The sequence below is a fragment of the Gemmatimonadota bacterium genome, from assembly GCA_040388535.1.
In the GTDB taxonomy this organism is placed as follows: domain Bacteria; phylum Gemmatimonadota; class Gemmatimonadetes; order Gemmatimonadales; family GWC2-71-9; genus Palsa-1233.
This window is the reverse complement of sequence record JAZKBR010000003.1, coordinates 55,447-75,447: the sequence shown is the minus strand read 5'-3', so window position 1 is coordinate 75,447 and position 20,001 is coordinate 55,447. Positions and strand designations below refer to the sequence as shown.

At 65.8% G+C, this 20,001-nt stretch carries 29 protein-coding genes; 22 read left to right on the top strand and 7 right to left on the bottom strand.

The window, feature by feature from the left end:
* Positions 1-430: 430 nt before the first annotated feature.
* From V4558_09880 to V4558_09870, 3 genes are all read left to right on the top strand, one after another.
* The gene (locus tag V4558_09880; GenBank protein ID MES2305809.1) at positions 431-910 is read left to right on the top strand and encodes a nuclear transport factor 2 family protein; all 480 of its coding nucleotides are present in this window, start codon (positions 431-433) and stop codon (positions 908-910) included.
* A 29-nt stretch (positions 911-939) separates the two neighbouring features.
* Positions 940-1,329 (top strand): VOC family protein, encoded by a 390-nt coding sequence (locus tag V4558_09875; GenBank protein ID MES2305808.1) that lies wholly within the window; start codon positions 940-942, stop codon positions 1,327-1,329.
* A gap of 61 nt (positions 1,330-1,390) precedes the next feature.
* Positions 1,391-1,918, top strand: coding sequence for an SRPBCC family protein (locus tag V4558_09870; protein ID MES2305807.1), 528 nt, complete (start codon positions 1,391-1,393; stop codon positions 1,916-1,918).
* 2 nt (positions 1,919-1,920) lie between these two features.
* Here the strand turns inward: V4558_09870 and V4558_09865 are convergent, their stop codons facing one another.
* Both V4558_09865 and V4558_09860 read right to left on the bottom strand, forming a co-directional pair.
* On the bottom strand, positions 1,921-2,340 hold the full coding sequence (locus V4558_09865; protein MES2305806.1) for a nuclear transport factor 2 family protein: 420 nt from the start codon (positions 2,338-2,340) through the stop codon (positions 1,921-1,923).
* A gap of 31 nt (positions 2,341-2,371) precedes the next feature.
* Positions 2,372-2,716 carry a hypothetical protein gene (locus V4558_09860; GenBank protein MES2305805.1) on the bottom strand — a complete coding sequence of 115 codons (345 nt, stop codon included), beginning with the start codon at positions 2,714-2,716 and terminating at the stop codon, positions 2,372-2,374.
* 122 nt (positions 2,717-2,838) lie between these two features.
* On the opposite strand from V4558_09860, the gene V4558_09855 reads away from it, so the two are divergent.
* The 4 genes from V4558_09855 (at position 2,839) to V4558_09840 (ending at position 4,924) form a co-directional block, all read left to right on the top strand.
* Positions 2,839-3,399 carry a YdeI/OmpD-associated family protein gene (locus tag V4558_09855; GenBank protein ID MES2305804.1) on the top strand — a complete coding sequence of 187 codons (561 nt, stop codon included), beginning with the start codon at positions 2,839-2,841 and terminating at the stop codon, positions 3,397-3,399.
* Between the two features lie 145 nt (positions 3,400-3,544).
* Positions 3,545-4,036 carry a ferritin-like domain-containing protein gene (locus V4558_09850; protein ID MES2305803.1) on the top strand — a complete coding sequence of 164 codons (492 nt, stop codon included), beginning with the start codon at positions 3,545-3,547 and terminating at the stop codon, positions 4,034-4,036.
* Between the two features lie 98 nt (positions 4,037-4,134).
* Positions 4,135-4,335 (top strand): DUF6496 domain-containing protein, encoded by a 201-nt coding sequence (locus tag V4558_09845; GenBank protein ID MES2305802.1) that lies wholly within the window; start codon positions 4,135-4,137, stop codon positions 4,333-4,335.
* Between the two features lie 4 nt (positions 4,336-4,339).
* Positions 4,340-4,924, top strand: a complete 585-nt coding sequence (locus V4558_09840; protein ID MES2305801.1) for a hypothetical protein — start codon at positions 4,340-4,342, stop codon at positions 4,922-4,924.
* Here the strand turns inward: V4558_09840 and V4558_09835 are convergent.
* The 3 genes from V4558_09835 to V4558_09825 form a co-directional block, all read right to left on the bottom strand.
* The gene (locus V4558_09835; GenBank protein MES2305800.1) at positions 4,872-5,234 is read right to left on the bottom strand and encodes a hypothetical protein; all 363 of its coding nucleotides are present in this window, start codon (positions 5,232-5,234) and stop codon (positions 4,872-4,874) included. The genes V4558_09840 and V4558_09835 overlap by 53 nt on opposite strands.
* A 76-nt stretch (positions 5,235-5,310) precedes the next feature.
* Positions 5,311-6,216 carry a serine/threonine-protein kinase gene (locus V4558_09830; GenBank protein ID MES2305799.1) on the bottom strand — a complete coding sequence of 302 codons (906 nt, stop codon included), beginning with the start codon at positions 6,214-6,216 and terminating at the stop codon, positions 5,311-5,313.
* The gene (locus tag V4558_09825; protein MES2305798.1) at positions 6,213-6,956 is read right to left on the bottom strand and encodes a sigma factor; all 744 of its coding nucleotides are present in this window, start codon (positions 6,954-6,956) and stop codon (positions 6,213-6,215) included. Before V4558_09825 ends, V4558_09830 begins: the two co-directional genes overlap by 4 nt.
* A gap of 54 nt (positions 6,957-7,010) precedes the next feature.
* On the opposite strand from V4558_09825, the gene V4558_09820 reads away from it, so the two are divergent.
* From V4558_09820 to V4558_09750, 15 genes are all read left to right on the top strand, one after another.
* Positions 7,011-7,535 carry a GNAT family N-acetyltransferase gene (locus tag V4558_09820; GenBank protein MES2305797.1) on the top strand — a complete coding sequence of 175 codons (525 nt, stop codon included), beginning with the start codon at positions 7,011-7,013 and terminating at the stop codon, positions 7,533-7,535.
* 56 nt (positions 7,536-7,591) lie between these two features.
* Positions 7,592-8,143, top strand: coding sequence for a hypothetical protein (locus V4558_09815; GenBank protein ID MES2305796.1), 552 nt, complete (start codon positions 7,592-7,594; stop codon positions 8,141-8,143).
* Positions 8,144-8,195: 52 nt separating this feature from the next.
* Positions 8,196-10,460 (top strand): TonB-dependent receptor, encoded by a 2,265-nt coding sequence (locus tag V4558_09810; GenBank protein MES2305795.1) that lies wholly within the window; start codon positions 8,196-8,198, stop codon positions 10,458-10,460.
* A gap of 106 nt (positions 10,461-10,566) precedes the next feature.
* Positions 10,567-11,127: a sigma-70 family RNA polymerase sigma factor gene (locus V4558_09805; GenBank protein ID MES2305794.1), complete on the top strand. Its 561-nt coding sequence runs from the start codon at positions 10,567-10,569 to the stop codon at positions 11,125-11,127.
* Positions 11,114-11,866 carry an Ig-like domain-containing protein gene (locus V4558_09800; protein ID MES2305793.1) on the top strand — a complete coding sequence of 251 codons (753 nt, stop codon included), beginning with the start codon at positions 11,114-11,116 and terminating at the stop codon, positions 11,864-11,866. The genes V4558_09805 and V4558_09800 overlap by 14 nt, the downstream gene beginning before the upstream one ends.
* A complete protein-coding gene (locus V4558_09795) occupies positions 11,863-12,489 on the top strand; it encodes a hypothetical protein (GenBank protein ID MES2305792.1) in 627 nt (208 codons plus the stop codon). Before V4558_09800 ends, V4558_09795 begins: the two co-directional genes overlap by 4 nt.
* Positions 12,489-12,992, top strand: coding sequence for a hypothetical protein (locus tag V4558_09790; protein ID MES2305791.1), 504 nt, complete (start codon positions 12,489-12,491; stop codon positions 12,990-12,992). The genes V4558_09795 and V4558_09790 overlap by 1 nt, the downstream gene beginning before the upstream one ends.
* Positions 12,993-13,017: 25 nt before the next feature.
* Complete coding sequence (locus tag V4558_09785; protein MES2305790.1) at positions 13,018-13,557, top strand: Rieske (2Fe-2S) protein; 540 nt, start codon at positions 13,018-13,020, stop codon at positions 13,555-13,557.
* A 2-nt stretch (positions 13,558-13,559) separates the two neighbouring features.
* Positions 13,560-13,994, top strand: coding sequence for a Rieske 2Fe-2S domain-containing protein (locus V4558_09780; GenBank protein ID MES2305789.1), 435 nt, complete (start codon positions 13,560-13,562; stop codon positions 13,992-13,994).
* 45 nt (positions 13,995-14,039) lie between these two features.
* A complete protein-coding gene (locus V4558_09775) occupies positions 14,040-14,876 on the top strand; it encodes an alpha/beta hydrolase-fold protein (protein ID MES2305788.1) in 837 nt (278 codons plus the stop codon).
* Positions 14,877-14,914: 38 nt separating this feature from the next.
* Positions 14,915-15,142, top strand: coding sequence for a DUF2007 domain-containing protein (locus V4558_09770; GenBank protein MES2305787.1), 228 nt, complete (start codon positions 14,915-14,917; stop codon positions 15,140-15,142).
* Positions 15,143-15,144: 2 nt separating this feature from the next.
* Positions 15,145-15,375, top strand: coding sequence for a hypothetical protein (locus V4558_09765; GenBank protein ID MES2305786.1), 231 nt, complete (start codon positions 15,145-15,147; stop codon positions 15,373-15,375).
* A 37-nt stretch (positions 15,376-15,412) separates the two neighbouring features.
* Entirely contained in the window at positions 15,413-16,009 is a 597-nt protein-coding gene (locus V4558_09760) for a hypothetical protein (protein MES2305785.1), read from the top strand.
* 105 nt (positions 16,010-16,114) lie between these two features.
* A complete protein-coding gene (locus V4558_09755) occupies positions 16,115-16,561 on the top strand; it encodes a hypothetical protein (protein MES2305784.1) in 447 nt (148 codons plus the stop codon).
* A 104-nt stretch (positions 16,562-16,665) separates the two neighbouring features.
* On the top strand, positions 16,666-18,894 hold the full coding sequence (locus V4558_09750; protein ID MES2305783.1) for an EAL domain-containing protein: 2,229 nt from the start codon (positions 16,666-16,668) through the stop codon (positions 18,892-18,894).
* Between the two features lie 30 nt (positions 18,895-18,924).
* Here the strand turns inward: V4558_09750 and V4558_09745 are convergent, their stop codons facing one another.
* Positions 18,925-19,107: a hypothetical protein gene (locus tag V4558_09745; GenBank protein ID MES2305782.1), complete on the bottom strand. Its 183-nt coding sequence runs from the start codon at positions 19,105-19,107 to the stop codon at positions 18,925-18,927.
* 162 nt (positions 19,108-19,269) lie between these two features.
* Positions 19,270-19,935, bottom strand: coding sequence for a response regulator transcription factor (locus V4558_09740; GenBank protein ID MES2305781.1), 666 nt, complete (start codon positions 19,933-19,935; stop codon positions 19,270-19,272).
* Positions 19,936-20,001: the final 66 nt, after the last annotated feature.

Genomic DNA, 20,001 nt, shown 5'->3' with positions numbered 1-20,001 from the left:
GGCGCAGGAGCCGCGGTCGTCGGCTCAGGATCCGCGCGTCCGCGATTCGGTCGCGTCCGGCGGCGGGCGCTGCCGCCCCCTCGGCGGACGCTCCTACGAATCGCTCGCCGGCGCACAGAGCGCCGGCTATGGACGCGCTCCCTACTGATACTCCTCCCGCGGCCCCCCGCACCGAGCCCCTGTCGGGAATTCAGGTTGTAGTGGGGGATTCGCAGGCGTTGCGTCGTGGGAACCTCGGAGCGGCCTCATGAAGCCGCGAGCGGAGTCTACGGAGTCGCCAGCGTAATGTCCGTCGGCGTAATGCAGCCGCGGAGAGGGAGCCCACGGCGTAACGCCTGCGAATCCCACCTGCGACGTTGCTCGCTTCCGCTCCTGCCCGAAATACGCCATCATTCCGATGGCCCCCGAGCTCTCACGCACCGAGAACTCAATGCACGCCAATGCCCAGCGGATCGCGACCTTCTATGATGCCTTTGGCCGCCGAGATGCGGATGCGATGGTGGCATGCTACCATCCGCAGGTCGAATTTTCGGACCCGGTTTTCGGCGAACTCCGCGGCGCCCGTGCGGGAGCGATGTGGCGGATGCTCTGTGCCCGCGGCAAGGATCTGAGGGTGGTGGCGCGCGACGTCGACGCGGACGACCGGCTCGGCCGGGCGCACTGGGATGCCTGGTACACCTTTTCGGGGACCGGTCGGCAGGTGCACAACGCCATCGACGCCGAGTTCGAGTTTCGTGACGGCCTGATCCTCCGCCATCATGATCACTTCGATCTCTGGCGCTGGTCCCGGCAGGCGCTCGGCATCACCGGCGCGTTGCTCGGCTGGTCGTCCCTTGTCCGCGGCAAGATTCAGCGGCAGGCCACAGCGAGCCTCGATCGGTACATCGAGACCGAACGGATCGCAGGGTAGTCGGCACTTCCACCTGGAGATATCACCCTATGTCTGATCACTGGAAGCCGATCGACTATCCCGAGCTGTCGCCATATCTGATGGTGCACGGTGCGCAAAAAGTGATTGATTTTCTGGTTGAGGTCTTTGATGGGACCCAGCTTCGTCGCTTCGACCTTCCGAATGGCAAGGTTGCTCACGTCGAGGTACGGATCGGGAGCAGTGTCGTGATGCTGGCGGAGGGTGGCCCGGGATTCCCGGCCTTTCCCGCCTGGCTGCACCTGTATGTGCCCGATGTCGACGTGAGCTACCGGCGCGCCCTCGATGCCGGTGCGACTTCGGTGCAGGAGCCGCAGCATAAGCCGGGTGATCCTGATCGCCGGGGGGGAGTGCTCGACCCGTCAGGTAATACCTGGTGGATTTCCTCACAGGTCATCTGATGGTGCACGCTGCCACTCCGATACCCACTCGCTCTGATTTCGCTTCCGAGGTGACTGTCGCATGCTCCTGAACATCGTGATCATTCTTGCCGCCATGATCGCCCTGCTGCTCCTGCTGGGCGCGGTGAGGTCCAACGCGTTCCGAATCGAAAGGTCGACCGTGATCGCCGCCCCGGCGGAGAAGATTTTCCCCTTCCTCAACGACTTCACCCATTGGGGGAGCTGGTCGCCCTGGGAGAAGCTCGATCCGGCGCTGCATCGGAAGTTCAGCGGCGCGACCAGCGGCGTTGGGGCGGTGTATGACTGGGAAGGGAACAAGAAGGTCGGGCAGGGACGGATGGAGATTCTCGAATCGGTGGCGCCGACGCATCTGCGGATCCAGCTCGACTTCATCGCGCCGATCGCGGCCAACAACTTTGCGCTCTTCGACCTCGAACCCCAGAGCGGGGGCACGCGAGTCAACTGGGTGATGACTGGCGCGCGCCCCTACATGATGCGGGTGATGTCAGTGCTGTTCAACTTCGACAAGCTGATCGGCAAGGATTTCGAGGCCGGGCTCGCGAACCTCAAGCAGCTGGCCGAGGGGTAGCCTCAGCTCTTGGTACGCTCACGGCCGAATGGGTCGCCGGCCGGTGCTTCGGTATGCATGGCACAGTACCAGCGACCCTCGCGGCGCACCCAGACTGACGAGTCGTTCGCGTGCAGTATGAGCGGCTTGCCGTCAACGATGAGCGATTCGCTCACCCGGTAGGCCACCAGCGCCACGTCCTCGGTCACGAAGCGAACCTGGGTCGACTTGGCGTCGAAGCTCCATTGGAGCAGCTGCCACGTCCCCTCTTCGGTCATGGCAGCCATCTTCGCCGGGTCGATCGCGGAAACCCCCTGTGCGCCGACGATCAGGCAGGCGTCGTCCGTCATCTCGGCGACCGCCGCACCGTTGCGATCCTGGATGGCATCCCAGAAACGACGCTCCTGCTCGATCACTTCGCTCGCACTCGTCTCGGTATGCATGCGGAGTCCCCCCGCTTCGGGTGAAGGTACGCTAGCCCTGTGGCCGTCGGCGCTGCAGCTGGTGCGTCGCCGCTTCGATGCGCGTGGCAAACCAGGTCGCCGATTCGCCCGGAAGGCGAGCCGGAATCACGAACGCCGGATCATCCGGCTGCGGCTCCTGGCCCGGTGGCGGCTCGTCGACCATCAGGTCGCCGCCGCCACGTTCCACCTCGAACTCGAAACTCTCGATCGCTTCGAGAATGATGCCGAGTTCAGCCAGGGAATCATTGATATGGACCACGACGCCTCGCGACTGGAGCCGCGCGCGGAACTCCTCGGCGACGCGATCGCGTTCGGCTGCAGCAAGATCGGTGGGGTGCGCTCGTGACGTCGTCATGGCGTGCTCCTGGGGTGCGGGCGGCGCATTGGGCATCCGCCATATTTCGAGGTGTCTCGGGTACCAGACTGGCGACGACCTATGGGGGGAGGATGCGCACAACCGACGACGTCGAGCCCGTAGTGTTCAAAAATGGAGCAGCGTTCCGGGCGTGGCTGGAGCGCCACCACCAGCGCGAGACCTCGCTGCTGGTCCGGATTTTCAAGGCACACGCGCTCAAGCTGGGCGTGGGGTACGCCGCCGCGCTCGACGAAGCGCTCGCCTTCGGCTGGATTGATGGCGTTCGCCGCGGTCTGGACGAGAACTCCTTCTCGATCCGCTTCTCGCCGCGCACGACCCGCAGCATCTGGAGCAAGGCGAATGTTGCTCACGTCGCACGACTGCAACGTGAGGGGCGGATGACCGCGTCCGGGGTTGCCGCATTCGAAGCGCGTGATGCAAAACGCACCGGGCTCTACTCATTCGAACAGGAGGCGATGACGCTCGCTCCCGCCTTCCTGGCACGCTTGCGCCGCTCGCCGGCCGCGTGGAAATACTGGCAGGCCGAGGCCCCATCCTACCGAAAGACGGCTACCCACTGGGTCATGAGCGCCAAGCGCGAGGAAACGCGCGAGCGCCGGCTCGCAGCGCTGCTCGCGTGTTCGGCCGAGGGGCAGCGAGTCGTTCCGCTTCGACGGAGCTGACACCGCCAAAACAGCGTCTCAATCTGCACGCAAGAACACGAATGTTCTGGCGCGTGCAACGCCACGGCAGCGGGTCGTCACAAGGGGCACTCGTGCGGGCTCACGCGCCGCCTGCACCCCAATGACGATGGAGGTTTCCATGCCGATGCAATCACTGCATGAACTGATGCTCGAAGAACTCCGCGATATGCTCCACTCCGAGAAGCAACTGGTGAAGGCCCTGCCGAAAGTCATCACCGCAGCGAACCATCCCGGGCTCCGAAGCGCACTCGAAGCGCATCTCGAGGAGACGGAGGGGCACGTTGCGACCCTGAAACAGGCGTTCAAGGCACTCGATGAAAAGGTGTCGCCCAAGCGCTGCCGAGCGATGGAAGGAATCCTCAAGGAGGCCGACGAACTCCTCGAGGACGCAGCGGAGATCCCGGAACAGGTGCTCGATGCGGCCATCATCGCGATGGCCCAGAAGGTCGAGCATTACGAGATCGCGAGTTACGGAACCATCCTCGCCTACTCGCAGCTGATGGGGCACGAGGCGGTCACCAAACTCGTGCAGGGGATCCTCGCCCAGGAAGAGAATGCCGACAAGACGTTGTCGGGTCTGGCCGAGAGCGAGATCAACGCCCTGGCGATGGCATGAACGTCCCGGAGTACGGTGGTCGGCGTGTACATGGCGTCGGCCACTGGTTCGTCCTAGGCACCGGAGCACAACACCGCACAACGAGCGAGGTGATTCTCATGCCGACGCGTTCAACCCACGGACCAAAGTACGGCAAGGCTGCCAGCACCCGCGTGGAGGGTGCTCTCCGGCGCCTCAAGCGCGGCACTCTCAAGAGCGGAAACGGGGCCAAGGTGAAGAGCCGCGAGCAGGCCATCGCGATCGGGCTTTCCGAGGCACGCAGCAAGGGCGCCAAGGTGCCCCGCAAGCCGGAGGCGTGATCCGATGAGCCACGTGCAGATCCGCCGCCGGCCGCTGACTTCTCCATCGCTCCGCATTCAGCTGGTCACCCCGACCTCGACGGGCCGACATCATCCACGGCGCGACTCCCGGGGGACGCGAAGTCTCGGTGCGGTGCTGATCGGAACGGTCGTCACCGGGCTGTTCATCACCCTGTGTGAGTGGTGTGCCTACAACTGGTGGTTCCGCTCCGCCTGGCAGGCCGCGTTTGCTGCGGTCGACGGCGCCCCTCGCGGCATGCTCACCTTCGCCGTCGCCAACATTTTCATCGGGTTGTTTGCCATTCTGCTCTACCGCTGGATGGTCGAGCGCACCGAGAGCGCCTGGCGGGCGATGGTCGTCAGCGGTTTCATCACCGCGTTCATCTTCTGGGTCACTCCCACCATCGCCATCGCGGTGATGGGATTGCTGCCGACACCGCTGCTTGCCGTCGCCCCGGTGCTGGGGCTCGTGGCGGGCGGTGGCGGCACCATCCTCGGCGCGTGGCTCTATGGCCTGCTGACACGCGATGAGAAGCTCAGGCCACCCGCCGCTTCGGCTGATACACCTGGGTGGCATAGCCCACGATGAGACCGACGATCATCCCCGGGATCAGGATCTCCCAGAAGTAGACCTGCCCGGTCTCGGGGTCCTTGCCCAGGGCGAACGGCAGTGCGAGCAGGCCGCTCACGATGGTCCCAGCCAGGATTCCGACCATCAGGTTTTTGACCTTCTTGGCGACGAATCCGATGATCCACCCGGCAACCAGCCCCTTCCCCATCGATCCCACCACAATCATCCCGATCTGCGGTGCCACCTCGGGCGCGGAGACCAAGGCACTCAAGCCATCGAGCACGCCGAGGACACCGCCGATGATCAGGCCATAGAGGGGTTTGCCCATCGGTACCGCTCCTTGAAAGAGAAATGAGGATCGCTCTCACCAGTTACCCGGGCACTGCCGCACCCTTGAGGCGCGATCAGAGTCCCTTCCACCAGAGCACCAGTATCCGCATCGCCAGATAGGCCAGCACCAGCACGATGGGAGTGCGATAGCGCACGATGACCCGGGCGGCGCGCTCCAGCACACCCTCACGGTACGCGCTGACCGCCTCGCCATCCTGGAAGTGCCGCAGGTCGCTACCGAACGACGTGGCATCGGCATAGCGCGCGTCGGGAGCAGCGGCCATCGCTCGATCGCGAATCGCCTGCAGCCGCGGCGTCGCCCACTCGGGCCGGAGGGCGAGCAGATCGCGCAGGATCGCGCCCAGGCCAAAAACATCGCTGCGAGGATCAGTTCCGAGGCCGGCGGCCTGTTCCGGCGCCATGTATCCCGGCGTGCCGATCACGAGGCCCGATCCGTCGCTTCCCTCGCCCTCGCGCGCCACGCCCCAGTCGAGCACCAGCACTTCGCCGAAGGGTCCCAGCATCACATTGCGAGGTGTGAGATCACGGTGCACGACGCCCTGGGCGTGCGCAAACGCCACCGCATCCACCAGTCGCAGCATCACGCGCACGGCATCGCCGACGGTATCGAACTGCGCCGCAGCCTGATCGAGGGAGCCGCCCCGGATTAACCGCATCGCATACCAGCCGCGGCCGTCAGCGAGTGTCCCCGCATCGTGGACGGCAACGATCCCGGGATGTTCGAGGCGCGCGAGGATCCTCGCCTCGCGCTCGAGCCGGTGGGTGAATTCGCCGCCGTCGATATGTTCTGCAAGAATCTTCACGGCCACGTCGCGGTCGAGCTCCCCGTCGTGCGCCCGCCAGACCACGCCCATCCCGCCGCGACCGATGATTTCGCGCAGGGCATACCGCGCCGGGAGTTCCGGTTGCGCGAGGCCGTCACGCAGCCGCTGCACTGCCCGGTCGGAAAGCTCGCTCACGGCGCCTCGATGCCGAGCAGGTCGCGGACGTCTTCGCGATACTCCGCCTCGCTCCCGGCGAGTTGACGGATCACGTCGAGCACGTGCGTGCGAAAGCGGCGTCGGGCCCAGGCGAGATGATTGATCACTTCCGAGGGGTTGAGCCCGAACTGCTCGCCGAGCGCGGCGTAGGTCGGCCGTTCGTCGTCGAGGAGGTCATACGCCTCGAAGAGCTGCAGTTGGGTCTGACGCTGGCGCGCGCCGGCCTCCTCGCGCAGCGCGTTGAGGGCGAGCTCGAAAATGCTGCGCACCCACTCGGCTCGAAAGCGCTCCTCGATCTCCTCGTCCGCACGGGGAACCAGATCCTGCAGGTCGTCGAGGGAAATCGTCACGCTGTCGCCGCCGCGCTTGAGACGGCCGGCCGACTGGGCGGCATTCGCGGCGAAACGATCGGCCGCGACCCGCACGAAGGTGCGAAAGCGTCCCCGCGCCGGGTCGAAACGCTCGAACCACTCTTTCTCGAGTGCCGCCGCGAAGAATCCCTGCGTCAGGTCCTCGGCGTCGGCGGGCTGCAAGTTCCAGCGCCACGCGAGGGTGGCGAGGATCGGGGCGCGATAGGCCCGGATCAGCAGCTCCGCGGCGTGCCGTCGCTGGTCGGGATCGGGGCGCCGGAGCGCCTCGAGGACAGAGATGCGGGTATCGGGAAAGCGGGACGTGATGGTTCGCCCGGGTCGAGGATGCCGAAGAAGATAAGGGCGCAATAGACATTGGTCGCGGGCGGGAGTATGGTCAGTCGTGCCCGGCGAACTCTCCCGATGAACCTCCTCTTCACCGATCGTCTCATCCTCCGCCCTTTCCGTGCCGAGGACATCGACGCCTATGCCGCCATGTGCGCCGACCCCGAGGTGATGCGCTTCCTCGGTGCGCAGGGTCCGGTAGGGCGCGACGAAGCGTGGCGCCAGATGGCGATGCTCACCGGCCACTGGCAACTGCGAGGCTACGGAATGTGGGCACTCGAGGAGCGCACCAGCGGCGCATTCGTCGGTCGCGCGGGGCTGCACTTCCCCGAAGGGTGGCCCGAGCCTGAAATCGGCTGGGCCCTCGCACGAGAATTCTGGGGCCACGGCTACGCCCACGAAGCCGCGGTCGCCGCCCTCGATCACGCCTTCGGGGACCTTGCCTGGCCGCGCGCCTGCTCACTCATCGACCCGGGGAATGCGCGGTCGATCAGTCTCGCCGAGCGGCTGGGCGAACGGTTCGAGCGCACCGTCGCCCTCCGAGGCAACAGCGTGTCGCTCTACGCGATCTCGGCGCGCGACTGGCTGCACTCGCGGCCCTGAAGGTGGGGGCCGCGGGGCTGCTCCGCGCGATGGTCCGGCGTGACGTACATTCCCTCATGGATCTTCGCCGCCCGGCACTCCTCGCGATGACTCTGCTCACCGGCTGCATTACCGGCGGGGTACCACGGTCGCTCGCCGCTCCCGAAGAGGGGCCGTCGATTGTCATTGCGCGCCGCGAGGCGGTGATCGTCTTCCCGGTCGAAGCACTCGACGACTTCCCGCGACCAAAGCAGCAACTCGAGGATCCCTACTCCGGCCCACGCTGGGCGATGGAAATCTTCCTCCCGAAAAAGAAGTATCTCGGCATCGTACTCGGTTTCTGGGACGTCGATTCGCTCCGCATCGACGCGGCGAACTCGCTGAGCGAGGCGATCGCTCCGGCACACCTGCAGCGTTGTACCCTCGATGTCTACATGATGTCGTGCGGCACACCGCTGGCCGGGACGACGCAGGTCGATTCCGGTCGGCTCGTCCTCCACATCACCGACAAGTCATGGCTGCGCGAGATGCAGGCCGCCCGCCCCACGGTCGGTCGGCTGCACGTGAGCCAGGCCAACAACAACGAGCGATGGGGGGAATCCGTAAGCATCCGGTACCGCGACGATTAATCGTTCATCGCTGGGGTTTACCAAGATTTCTTCACAGAGGGTTGCCCGATAGATGCTCTACGCCCTGTGGCTGACATACCTGATGGCGGGCATTCACGGCACGGTCCGCTCCAGCGACCGCGGCCTGCCGGTGCGCGGCGCGATGGTACAGCTTGATGGGGTCCAGGTGGGAGTGACCGATTCGCTGGGCCGCTACCGACTCGGCAACCTGACCGCAGGGGGGCACGAATTCCGCTTCGTCTCGGCGGGCTTCGAAAGTCAGCGGGTAGGCGTGACGCTGGTTGATGGCTCCGACCTCGCGCTCGATATTTCCCTCACCGTGCACCCGGTCCTCCTGCCACCGATTGAAACCGTGGCCCAGCGGGTGCCATTGCCCGACAGTGCTACTTCCGCGTCGGTGATCGAGCCCGGGCTGTCGCACTTCGGGGCCGGCTGGCAGGGCGATCGTCCTGCCGCGGCGAACGATCTCAACACCCTGCTGGCGAGCGCCGCAGGAGTCACCACTCGCGGCGACAATACCGGCACGCTGAGCATCCGCGGCGGCCGCGGCTCGGAGAACCGGACGCTCCTCGACGGGATTCCGCTGAGCAGTGCCAGCCATTTCGCCGGGGCCTCAAGCGCGATCAACCCCGACGCGATTGCCAGGGTCGATCTTCACAGCGGCATCGCTTCGGCACGCTTCGATGGTGCGCTTGCTGGTGTGGTCGAACTGCGGAGTGCTGACTTGAAGTCGGCGAGTCCGCATTTCAGCGCGAATGCCTCGGTGAGCGACATCCGCTCGCTGATCCAGGTACGTGTGGGCCAGGGCTCCGTGATGCTCGGCGGACGCACCTCTTTTCGGAATTTGCTGACTGATGGCAGCGGTCTGGGTACCACCAACGGCTATCAGGATGCTTTGGCGATCGGCCGGCTCCCGCTGGGGCCGGGTGCATTGCGCGTTGTCGCGTTCGAGAGTGGCAACCGGATGCACTGGGAATCCTCCGCCGATGGCCTCGATGCGGCGGGTGGAGATGCGTCGCAACCGCTACCGACCGGCGCACTGGCCAACGCCGCAAGCTGGCGGAGTGGTGCGCTCGGGGCGACCTGGAGTGGGTCGCCCCATATCGGAGAGGAGTGGCGCTTCACCGGCTGGTGGAACGGCAGCAGCGCCGCGATCCAGACGGGGTCGCTCGATGGACCCATCGCGCTCAGCAGTGGTATAAGTGAACTCGGCCTGTCGACCGATTACCGGCGGCAACTCGGTTTGGGGTCGCTGCTCGTCGGCGCAGAGATCACCCAGCCGAAGAGCTGGTATCGTCAGCATGCGGCCGGCGGCGAGGACCAGCCGGCCGGATTTGTGATCACCGGTCGGCCGCTGCTTGGGTCCCTATTCGGAGAATGGAGCTGGCATGCGTTGCCAGCGCTTGACCTCCGGCTGGGCCTCCGCGGCAACAGTGATTTCAGCGGGCACACTTCGTTGGCACCACGCGCTGTCATTGCCGTTCGCCCCGACGCACGGACCACCATCAGCGCCGGCTTCGGTCGTACCCATCAGGCCGTGCAGTCGCTTCTGAACGAGGAGAATCTCGCCAGCACGGTCGTCTCCCCAAACCTTCCGGCAGCGACTGCGGCAAACGTGCCCATCGCACGCGCCGACCAGTACGCTCTCACTCTCTCACGCGAGCTTGGTCACGGCACGACGCTATCAGCCGATGGTTACCTGCGGCGCTGGTATGGTGTGGTGACGCCGGCTGCTGCGTCGTCGGGATTCTTCTCCGACACCCCGCCGGCATTCGGAGAGGGCGAGGCACGCGGGGTCAATCTCTCCCTCGAGGCGGCGCGCGGTCCGCTCGCATTGCGTGCCACGGTCGGGCTGGCGAGTGCCACGCAGCAGATCGCCGGAGGATCCTACCAGATCGGCAGCGCGCGGCCGTGGCTCTTTTCGGGGGCGGCGACGTGGCATCCAGATCACCGGACCGCCGTGCAACTCGCCTGGAGCAGCGGCGGCGGACAGCCGGTGACGCCGATGCTCCCCGGACTCGAGTGGCGTCCGTTCTCGAGTGCGACCGGCGTCGGCGAGATGGAGGGCGTCGCCAGCACCGTGGCAGGGCCGGTAAACGGACTGCGGCTTCCGACCCGGCTCCGGCTCGATGCCGGGATTCGCCATCTCTGGAGCTTCGGAGCGACGGCTTCGCGAGGGATTACCACGTCGCTGCGCCTCGAGAACCTGCTGAATCGGAGCGACCCCGCGGGGGTGGTCGCCCTCGCGAACGGCGGGCTGCAGTTGCTGGGTGGCACGCCGCGTGGCGTCGTCCTCGAACTGGGGTGGATCCACTGAGGTAGGCCGATACGGAGGCCCGTGTGACAAAGTGGTCGTGTCACCCGTTCCTCCTGCTGTGGATACTCTCGCCGCTCCCTTCTCCTCCGGCCCGGACTCGCCGCTGATGCGTCCGTTCGCCAGGAAAGGTCGTCCCGCTCCCGACAGCGCGCCGCTCAGTGAATTCGAGACTGCGTTCGCTGTACTCTATCGTGAGCGCCATCCCGCCCTGTTTCGCTACCTCGATCGCTCGCTGGGCGACCCACAACTCGCTGCCGACGTCGCGCAGGAAGCGTTCGTCCGGCTCCTCGACCGCGGATCGTTTCCCGAAGAGCCAGGTGCCTGGCTGGTCTCCGTCGCCAACAATTTCCTGCGGGATCATTTCCGCGGCGCCGGTCGACGGCTGCAGTTACTGACCGCGGCCGGCGACGATGCGCCGCGTCCGTCGACCGCCCCGGATCCTGCGGTCGCACTCGATCAGGACGAGCAGCGTCGCCAGGTGCGATCGGCACTGAACCGGCTCCCGCCTCGCGAGCGCGAAGTGCTGCTGCTGCGGCATTCCGGCTACAGCTATCGTGAAATCGCCGTCGCGCTCGAGCTGACTGAAACCAATGTGAGCACGATCCTGCTGCGCGCCGGGATCTCCTTTCGCCAGGCCTATCAGGAGTTGCACGGTGATCCAGACTGACGAGCGCCACCCACCGGACGAGGTGCTGCTTGCCGCAGGCCTCGGCGAATCGAGCGGATCAACTTTGGATGCGGACCATCTTGCCCGCTGCGCGCGCTGCCACGACCGATCGCGGCAACTCGCCGATGATCAACTCGCCGTTGGCGAGCTGCTGACGCTGCTCGACAATCCGATCCCGGCCGGGGCCGAACACCCGCCCGTGGCGCAGCGGCCCGGGCGGGTGCGCCGGGTTGTGGCCGTGTCGGGTGGCGGCATCCTGCTCGCGATCGCGGCCGCGGCGGCAGTCATCCCGGGTTCCCCGTTGCGGCAGTGGCTCGGGCGCGACGCGGCTCCCCAGGCACGGGAAATCCGCTCCTCACCACCCGTCACGCCCGCCATCGTGAGCCGGAGCCCGGCCGCATCAGGGATCGCCGTGGCGGCTCACCCGAGTCTCCGGGTGGAGTTCACGCGGTCGCAGGGTGGCGGCGTGGTGGAGCTGGTGCGCTCGGAGGGGAATGACATTGCCTTCCATTCCGAAGGCGGAGTTACGGCGTATGCCGTCGCCACGGACCAGGTGATCATCGACAATCAGGTGCCGGCCGAGCGGTATCGCATCGAACTGCCGGCCGGTGTGCAGCGTGTGCAGGTCGCCGCCGCGGGTGTCGTCTTGCTACGCTGGCCGGAGGATTCAGTGCGTTTCACCGTGTCACTGCATCCACTGCGGGCCAGTATTCCGCTTCGGCACGGAGCTGCCCGATGATTGGTTACCGACTTACCCCTCTGCTCGTCACCGCCGTGCTCATTGCGGCGCCGTTGTCCGGGCAAACGCAGGATACCCTCTCGCGCACCAGCGCGCCGGCGTGCAGTAGTTGCGCGGGCGCATCGCGCGCGGGTCTCGCACCGCAACCGCGCGGCGAATCCGGCGATACGACGCGACGGAAGGCGATCGAATACAGCAGTCTTTACCACACCTCGCTCACGGTCCACAAGATCGGCAGCTACCTCGAGTTACCGGTATTCATCGCCGAATATTTCGTGGGCCAGAAGCTGCTGAAGGATGAGCAGACGCTCGGTAACCAACGCTCGAGCCTCAAGGGGCCGCACTCGGCGATCGCCGCCGGCCTCGGTGTGCTCTTCACCGTCAATACCGTGACCGGGGTGTACAACCTGGTGGCATCGCGGAAAGAACCGACGGGGAAGACGCGGCGCTGGGTGCACAGCATCGCGATGCTGGTGGCCGATGCCGGCTTTCTCGCCACCGCCGCCTCGGCCGAATCGGCACGAGAGTCCGACGGCGGCGCCAACACGCACCGCGCACTCGCCGTCGGGTCGATGAGTCTCTCGGTTGCTTCGACAGTCATGATGTGGCTCTGGAGAGATTGATGCTTGCAACGCTGATAGCGACCCTGACCGACTTCTTTGCACCATGGAATGCACTCTACGCCGATTCGAAGCTGCTCGAGACGGGCGTGACCTCGGTGCATCTGGTGGCGATGCTGCTCGGGGGCGGAATCGCCATCGCGGCGGATCGTGATACGCTGCGAGCCAAGCGACATCGCGAGGAGACCGGCGATGACGTGCTGCGCCGGCTGCACTCGACGCACCGACCAGTGATGATTGCGCTCGTCTTCCTCTTCGCGAGCGGGTTCGCGCTCGCGGCCGCCGATGTCGAGACCTTCGCCAAGTCACCGGTCTTTCTCGTCAAGCTCACGCTGGTGACGCTGCTGCTCCTGAATGGAGTGGTCCTGATGCTCACCGAACGGCGGCTGCGTCGTGGCGAGGATCTGCCCTGGCTCTGGCGGCGGCTCCACCGATCGACCGTCTTCTCGCTCTTTCTCTGGACCTGTACCGCGATCGCCGGCGCCGCACTCGTGAATGCCGGTTGAGTTCAAGCTGACCCTGGAGGTGCCGATGTCGCAGTCTGATGATCGTGCCAACGACGAACACCCCGAATGCAACGACTGCCCGCTCGCCGGGCGTCGTGCGTTCGTGAAGCATGCCGGACTCGCCACCCTGGGCGCCCTGATCATGGTCGGGATGCCGTCCGGGCTGTCGGCCGCCGCACCAACCGCTCTGCGCCTGCGTCGCTGGGTCGGCAAGAACCCGAGCTATCCCGTGCCCGCGAAGGACGGGGTGCAAATCGACAAGGAGAACGACGTGATTCTCGTCCGCTGGCAAAACGAGATCTACGCCTTCAACCTCTCGTGCCCGCACCAGAACACTGCGCTACGCTGGAACGAGGGCGACAGCCAGTTCCAGTGCCCGAAGCATCACTCGAAGTACAAGCCCGATGGCACGTTCATCTCGGGGCGCGCGACGCGCAACATGGATCGCTTCAGCATCGCGCGTCAGGGAGACGAGATCGTCGTGAACGTCGAGGCAATGCACAAGAACGACAAGGATCCCTCGGGGTGGAGCGCGTCGGTGGTGCTGCTGTCCAAGGGAGCGTAAGTGTGCCCTGCGATGGCTGTACCGGCATCGACCGGCGCGCCTTCCTCGGGCAGACGCTGCTGGCGATGGGGGCGGCCGGCCTCGCCGCGTGCGGGGCCTCGCTGCCGACGACGCCCGCCATCACGAAATTCACCGTACGGCTCGCCGATTACCCCGCACTCGCCACCGTCGGGGGAATCGCCCTGGTCGACAATGGCTCCCGAAGCGGGACGCCGATCGCGGTGAGCCGGACCGGCGAGACGAGCTACCTCGCGCTCTCGCTGGTCTGTCCGCACCGCGGTGTCACCGTAAGCGTGAACGGGAGTTCGTTCTACTGCAGCGGGCACGGGGCCACCTTCGCCGGGTCGGGGAGCTGGACCGGGGGGCAGAAGACCAGCGGACTCGCGAAGTTCGCTGCGACCTACGACGCCGGGGCGGGGACGCTCGCGATCGGCTAGTCTTCGGGGGTCCGCCGAGTCGGCCACGACCACCCGGGGTCAGCCATGACGTCTCGCGTCGCGCTGCTGCTTGTCACCCTGCTCCCCGCTGCGCTCTCGACCGCAGCGGCTCAACGGCCTGCATCGGCCGGCAGCCGGGTGGAACTGCACACCCTCTACGATTCCAGCTACCAGCGCCTCCGTCGAGTCTGGGTGTACACGCCACCCGGGTACGATGCCCGGCGGGCCACTCCCTACCCGGTGATCGTGGCGTTCGACGGCAGCAGCTATCAGGACACGATGCCGTTGCCGCGCGTCCTGGATTCGCTCGCGGCCGGAAAGTACGCCCCGGCCTTCGTGGCGCTCCTCGTTGACGATTCCGCCGGCGCGGTACGCATCGCCGACCTCGGCAATGCACCGCGCATGGCCACCTTCCTCGGGTCGCAGCTGATGCCGTGGCTGCAACGAGGGTGGCGCGTGACGCGCGACCCTGCGCGCGTCATCGTGACGGGGTCGAGCGCCGGCGGTGTGGGTGCGGCCTTCGCGGCATTCGCGCGACCCGATCTCTTTGGCAATGTCTGGTCGCAGAGCGGTGCGTTCTGGCGCGGTGCCAACGGGTCGAACGGGGCGCCGTACGAATGGCTCGCCCGGAAGGTCCGCACCGCGGCGCGGCAGCCAATCCGTTTTGTGCTCGACGTCGGCGCACTCGAGACCCACGCGACCCTCGGCGGTAGCGGACCGGTCTTCATCGAGGCGACGCGACGCTTCCGCGACGCGCTCGTCACCAACGGCTACTCCGTGAGTTACACTGAGGTGCCCAACGGCAACCACGGCGAGGAGTGGTGGCGGCCACGACTCGCGGTGGGGATCGTCGAGCTGAGTGCGGGATGGCCTAAGCCATAGCTGGTGGACGCGTCAACATTCTCAAGACCGGAGCCCCCATGCCCGAATCCGCCTGGACCAACATCGTCACCTACGGCACCCGGATCGAAGCCGACATCGCGCGAGCGACGCTCGAGGGCGCCGGGGTGCAAGTGATCCTGCGTGGTGATCAGGCCGGCATCTTCGGAGCGGGCTTCGCGGGGTGGGCGCCGGGTGGCGCCACGATCGCGGTTCCGAACCCCGACGCTTCGCGAGCACTCGAGCTCCTCGATCTCCCGCCAGCCTGATCGTGCCACTCGTCGTCTTCCTCCTGGTCGTCACCGGCGTGTTCTACTATCGCCTTGGCGACCACGAGTATGGTGCCGGCTTCACGGTGGCCGGGCTATCGCTGATCATCGGGATCATCACCCTCTTCGCGTTCCATTGGGGCGGGTGGGGCTTCGGGGCGGGGCAGGTGGCGTTGTTCGCAGCGCTCACCTGGTTCAATCTGCGCCGCCAGGAGAAGCGCGGCTGGAAGTAGCCGGTCGCCGCACCGTACCAGAGGATACCTTTCTGGAATGCCAAGTAATTCCCCGGTCCGCTATCGCATCGACTTCAATGATTGCCTGACCGACGTCAATGAAGGGTGGAGCATCTTCGCGGCCGAGAATGGCGGCGGGATGCTGGAACCTGCGCGCGTGCTGGGGCGACCGCTCTGGGACTTCTTCGCCGACCCCACCACCATTGCCCTCTACCGCGGTATGGTAAAACGGGTGCGCGATGGCGGGCTCCCGGTGCGCTTCCAGTTTCGCTGTGACGCGCCATCGACCCGTCGCGGTTTGGCGATGGAGATCACCGCCGATGGCGAAGGGGGCGTGGTGTTCCAGGTCACCTCGGTCTGGGAGCAGGGGCGTGCCGCGATGCTCCTGCTCGACAGCGACCATCCCCGGGCCGACACGCTCCTGACGATCTGCGGCTGGTGCAAGCGCGTGCGCCTCGGGGACGATAGCTGGGTCGAAATCGAGGCCGCGGTGACGGTGCTAGGCCTCTTCGGTGGCGCGCCATTGCCGCAGCTGACGCACGGCATGTGCCCCTCGTGTTCCACCATTCTACTTGGCGCACTCGAAGATTCCGACGCTGGTGCTGTCGTCGTGGGCGACGTTCGCTCGACCTGAGCGCTCCCTTCGTCGTGTGTCGTATCTGGGTTCCTTGTCCCCCGCCTGGAGTCTCCCGTGGCCCGCCTTGTGCCGAATTGTCGCCAACTGAACCCGTTGTGTTTGATGCTGATGTTGCTGGCAGCGTGCGGCGGCGGCGCGACCGGCAGCGCCGGTGGAGCGCTATCGGCGTCGGAAGTTGTCGGCGTGTGGAGCGTGGCTCCCAAGGCGACGGGCTGTGTGAGCGGTCCCTTCCTGCTGACCTTCACGGGCTCCTCGGATGAGGTTCAGCCCGGTGGTTCACTGACTTTCGCGTCCACCTGGAGCGGGCAGAGTGCTGGCGGCCGTCTCTACGGTACGGTCAATCTCAGCACCAGATCGGTTGTCCTCCGACTCTTCGGACCAGTGGGCGTCGATCAGGCCGCTTCGGTCGAAGGCACCCTCAGGGACACCCTCAATACCAGAATGCTCATCGCCCAGTTCACGGATCCCTACGCCGGACTGCCGCCACTCTTCGGCGCCGCGGGATGCAGCACTCCAGTGATCGGCACTCACACCACCGCCGGCCCCTGAGTACCACCTCGCTTCCCGAAGACTCCTTCATCATCCGGAGCTAGGGCAAAACCCCACCCAAAGACGGATGTTCCTGTTGCAGGGCAGACCATAACTTTCCCCCAATGCTGGAGTCGGCGGGGTCGTCGACGGTTCCACGAGAGTGCTTCCTGGCTGCGGAGTCGACGCAGCGATCGAGAGACTTCCTGTCAGCCATTACCACTGAATTCCGCGACCTGCTGGATGCCGCGCCTGATGCGCTCGTGGTGCTCGACGCGAGCGGCCTGGTGATCGCTCTCAACGCCGAGGCCGAACATTTCTTTGGCTGGACGGAACAGCAGCTTTTCGGTGAAGAGATGGGCCGCTTCATTCCTGATCGATTCCAGCGACTCCTCGGTGCCGATCGCCGGGAGGAAGGCGGCTGGCCACCGGTCTCCCTGGCTGGCGAGTCGGTGAACTGTTTCGCCCGACGTCGCGACGGAAGCGAATTCCCGGTCGAGTTGAGTCGCAGGCCACTCGGACAGGGGCCCGAGGCCCGGTCGCTCGTGATGGTGCGCGATCTGACGCAATGGCGGCGCGCGCAGGAGTCGCGCTCTCGCAATAACGAGGGGGCGCACAGCGCTCTCGAGGCGATTGGCGACGCGGTTATCACCACCGACGAAAGCGGCAGCATCACCTACCTCAATCCGGTGGCGGAACGTCTGACCGGCTGGACAGGAAGCGAAGCGATCGGACAATCACTCGACGCCGTGCTCCCCCTGATTTCGGAGATCAGCCGGCTCCCGGTCCCCAACACTGCCGTGCGCTGCTTCGCTGAAGGACGGGCCGTCGAACTCGAGGAAGGGCTGCTCCTGTTGCGCCGCGATGGAACGGAAGTACCCGTCGGGGACTCCGCTGCCCCGATCAACGATCGAAACGGGGTCATGACCGGCGTCGTGATGGTCATCCAGGACGAGAGCGAGAAGCGGCGCGTCGGACACCGGCTTTCCTACGAGGCGAGCCACGATTTGCTCACCGGCCTGCTCAACCGCCGCGAATTCGAACGACGGCTGACGCACACGCTGGCCGGGCTTGCCCAGATGGATGGTGAGCACGCCCTCCTCTGCCTTGACCTTGATCGCTTCAAGGCCGTGAATGACAGTTGCGGGCACGATGCTGGTGACGCGCTGCTGCGAAGCCTTGGCCCCCTACTCAACGGCCAGCTCCGCAAGCACGATACGCTGGCGCGGATCGGCGGCGACGAGTTCGGTGTGCTGCTCGAGAATTGCGAGATGGCTGAGGCCGAACGGATTGCGGAGTCGATCCGGCGCGAATTTGACAACTACCACTTCGAGTGGGCCGGGAACCGCTTCACCATCGGCGTGAGCATCGGCATGGTGCCGGTCACCGCGGGGAGCGGCGGGATTGCGGGGGTGCTGCGGCTCGCCGATGCCGCGTGCTACGCCGCGAAGGAAGGCGGTGGCAATCGCATTCATCGTCAGCCAGTGCTCGCGGAGCAAGCGAGCCGGCTGGTCGGAATGGATCGTCAGGTGACTCGGCTGATGCGCGCGATCGAGGAGGGTCAATTCGAGCTCTACGGCCAGTCGATCGTGCCGCTGCAACCGGCACTCAAGCTGGCGCGACGTTACGAGATCCTGCTCCGCCTCCCCGATGGCCACGGGCGGATGCAGAAGGCCGCCGATTTCCTGCCGCAGGCCGAGCGTTATCGCCTGATGCCGGCGATCGACCTCTGGGTGATTCGACGCGCCATCGGACTGCTCCGCGAGTGGCGCCGCCAGCACACGCGCTCGCCGCTGCCGGTCTTCTCGATCAACCTGAGTGCATCCGCACTCGCCGACGACTCGCTGATTCCCACGATCGTGGAGGAACTGACCCGACACGACGTCGCACCGGGATCGCTCTGTTTCGAAGTGGGGGAGCGGGCCGCCCTCGTTAATCTCTCGCGCACGGTCCGCTTCTTCACCAACATGCGCACGACCGGCTGCGGCATGGCGCTCGAGGACTTCGGGACCGGTGTGACGTCGCTTACCTACCTGCGGACCTTGCCCGTGGATTTTCTGAAAATTGGCGGGTCGTTCGTCAACGAGGTCGCTGGCGATCCGATGTACCGCAGCATCGTGCATGCGGTGACGCAGATCGGCCGAAGTGTCGGAATCCCGACGATCGCGAAGCAGGTGGGGAATGAGAACGCTGTGCGCGTCTTGCAGACGCTTGGCGTCGACTACGCGCAAGGGCGGGCATTCGTACCGCCGGTTCCGCTCACGGACGAAGCAGGAAACCTGGTGCTCCCCGAAATGCTGGTGCCTGAAGCGGACGGACGCCTGACCATTGCGGGCCGAACTCACCGGGCCTGAGTTCCCCGCGAGACCCCTCCGGAGTCCAGTTCAGGACCAGGGCGATTGCCAGATGTACGAAGACGATCCTTCCTCATTCGGGGGGGACGCATCGCCCTTGGCTGGCGGCGATCTTCCAGCATCGAGTGGCTCCCCATCACGTTCGGCGATCAACTCCACCGCGCTCCTGAACTCTTCGGCCAGGGTATGCATCGCCTGCAGTAGCTTGGTCATATGCCATTCTCTGGGCGATTCCCTCGCCCGTGGGATCGAGTCCAGATTCGGCCGGCCGTCGGTTCGTACTGGAGGCCGAGTGCAGCGCTGTCGGACTGCGTCTCCAGCGGCAGGTTGAATGTGAGACGCCGGGTCCTCAATTCCTTACACAGTCACGCCAGCTCACGCCGTGTTGCTTCGGCCATCCTCTGGGTGGCTCGCGTTGTCGCGCGAATAGGCTGCCACCTCGAGCCGGCTGTTCACCGACAATTTCGAGAGCACCTGGTGAACGTGACTCTTCACCGTGTGGAGTGCAATCTTCAGCCGTTCCGCGATGGCCCGATTGCTGAGCCCCTGCACGATCAGTGCTGTCACGTCGCGTTCGCGCTGGGTCAGTCGCGAGGTGTCGAGGCGGCGTTGGGCCCGCCCAGTCGCGGCGTGATGCTTGAGCTGCCGGAAGAGTGCCCCAGCAAGCTGTTCGGGAAGGACCTGCGTGCCAGCGGCCACTGCGTGGATGGTATCGAGCAGGGTCGAGAAGGAGGCGTCGTGCATCACAAACCCCGAGCTGCCGGCACGGATGAGGCGGGCCACGTTCTCATTCGGGAGCCGGAGACCGAGTACGATGGTCCGCGACTTCGGGTACTCGCCGTGCAGGGCGCCGGCGAGCATTACGGCATCCTCGTCATCCTGCGACAGATATATGAGAACCAAGTCGGGTTTGGTGGAGCCGATAGTTTCGAGGGCGACATCGAGCGCGGCAGACGTGGCGAGGACTTTGAAGCCAGGTTCCGCGCGGATCAGGGCGAGGACACCATCGCGGGAGAGGCGGTCGTCATCGAGGAGTACCATGGAAACACGCTTGTCGACCTGAACCATCCGCCGTTTGAGTTGCTCTGTCCTCCGCGCGTATGGGGG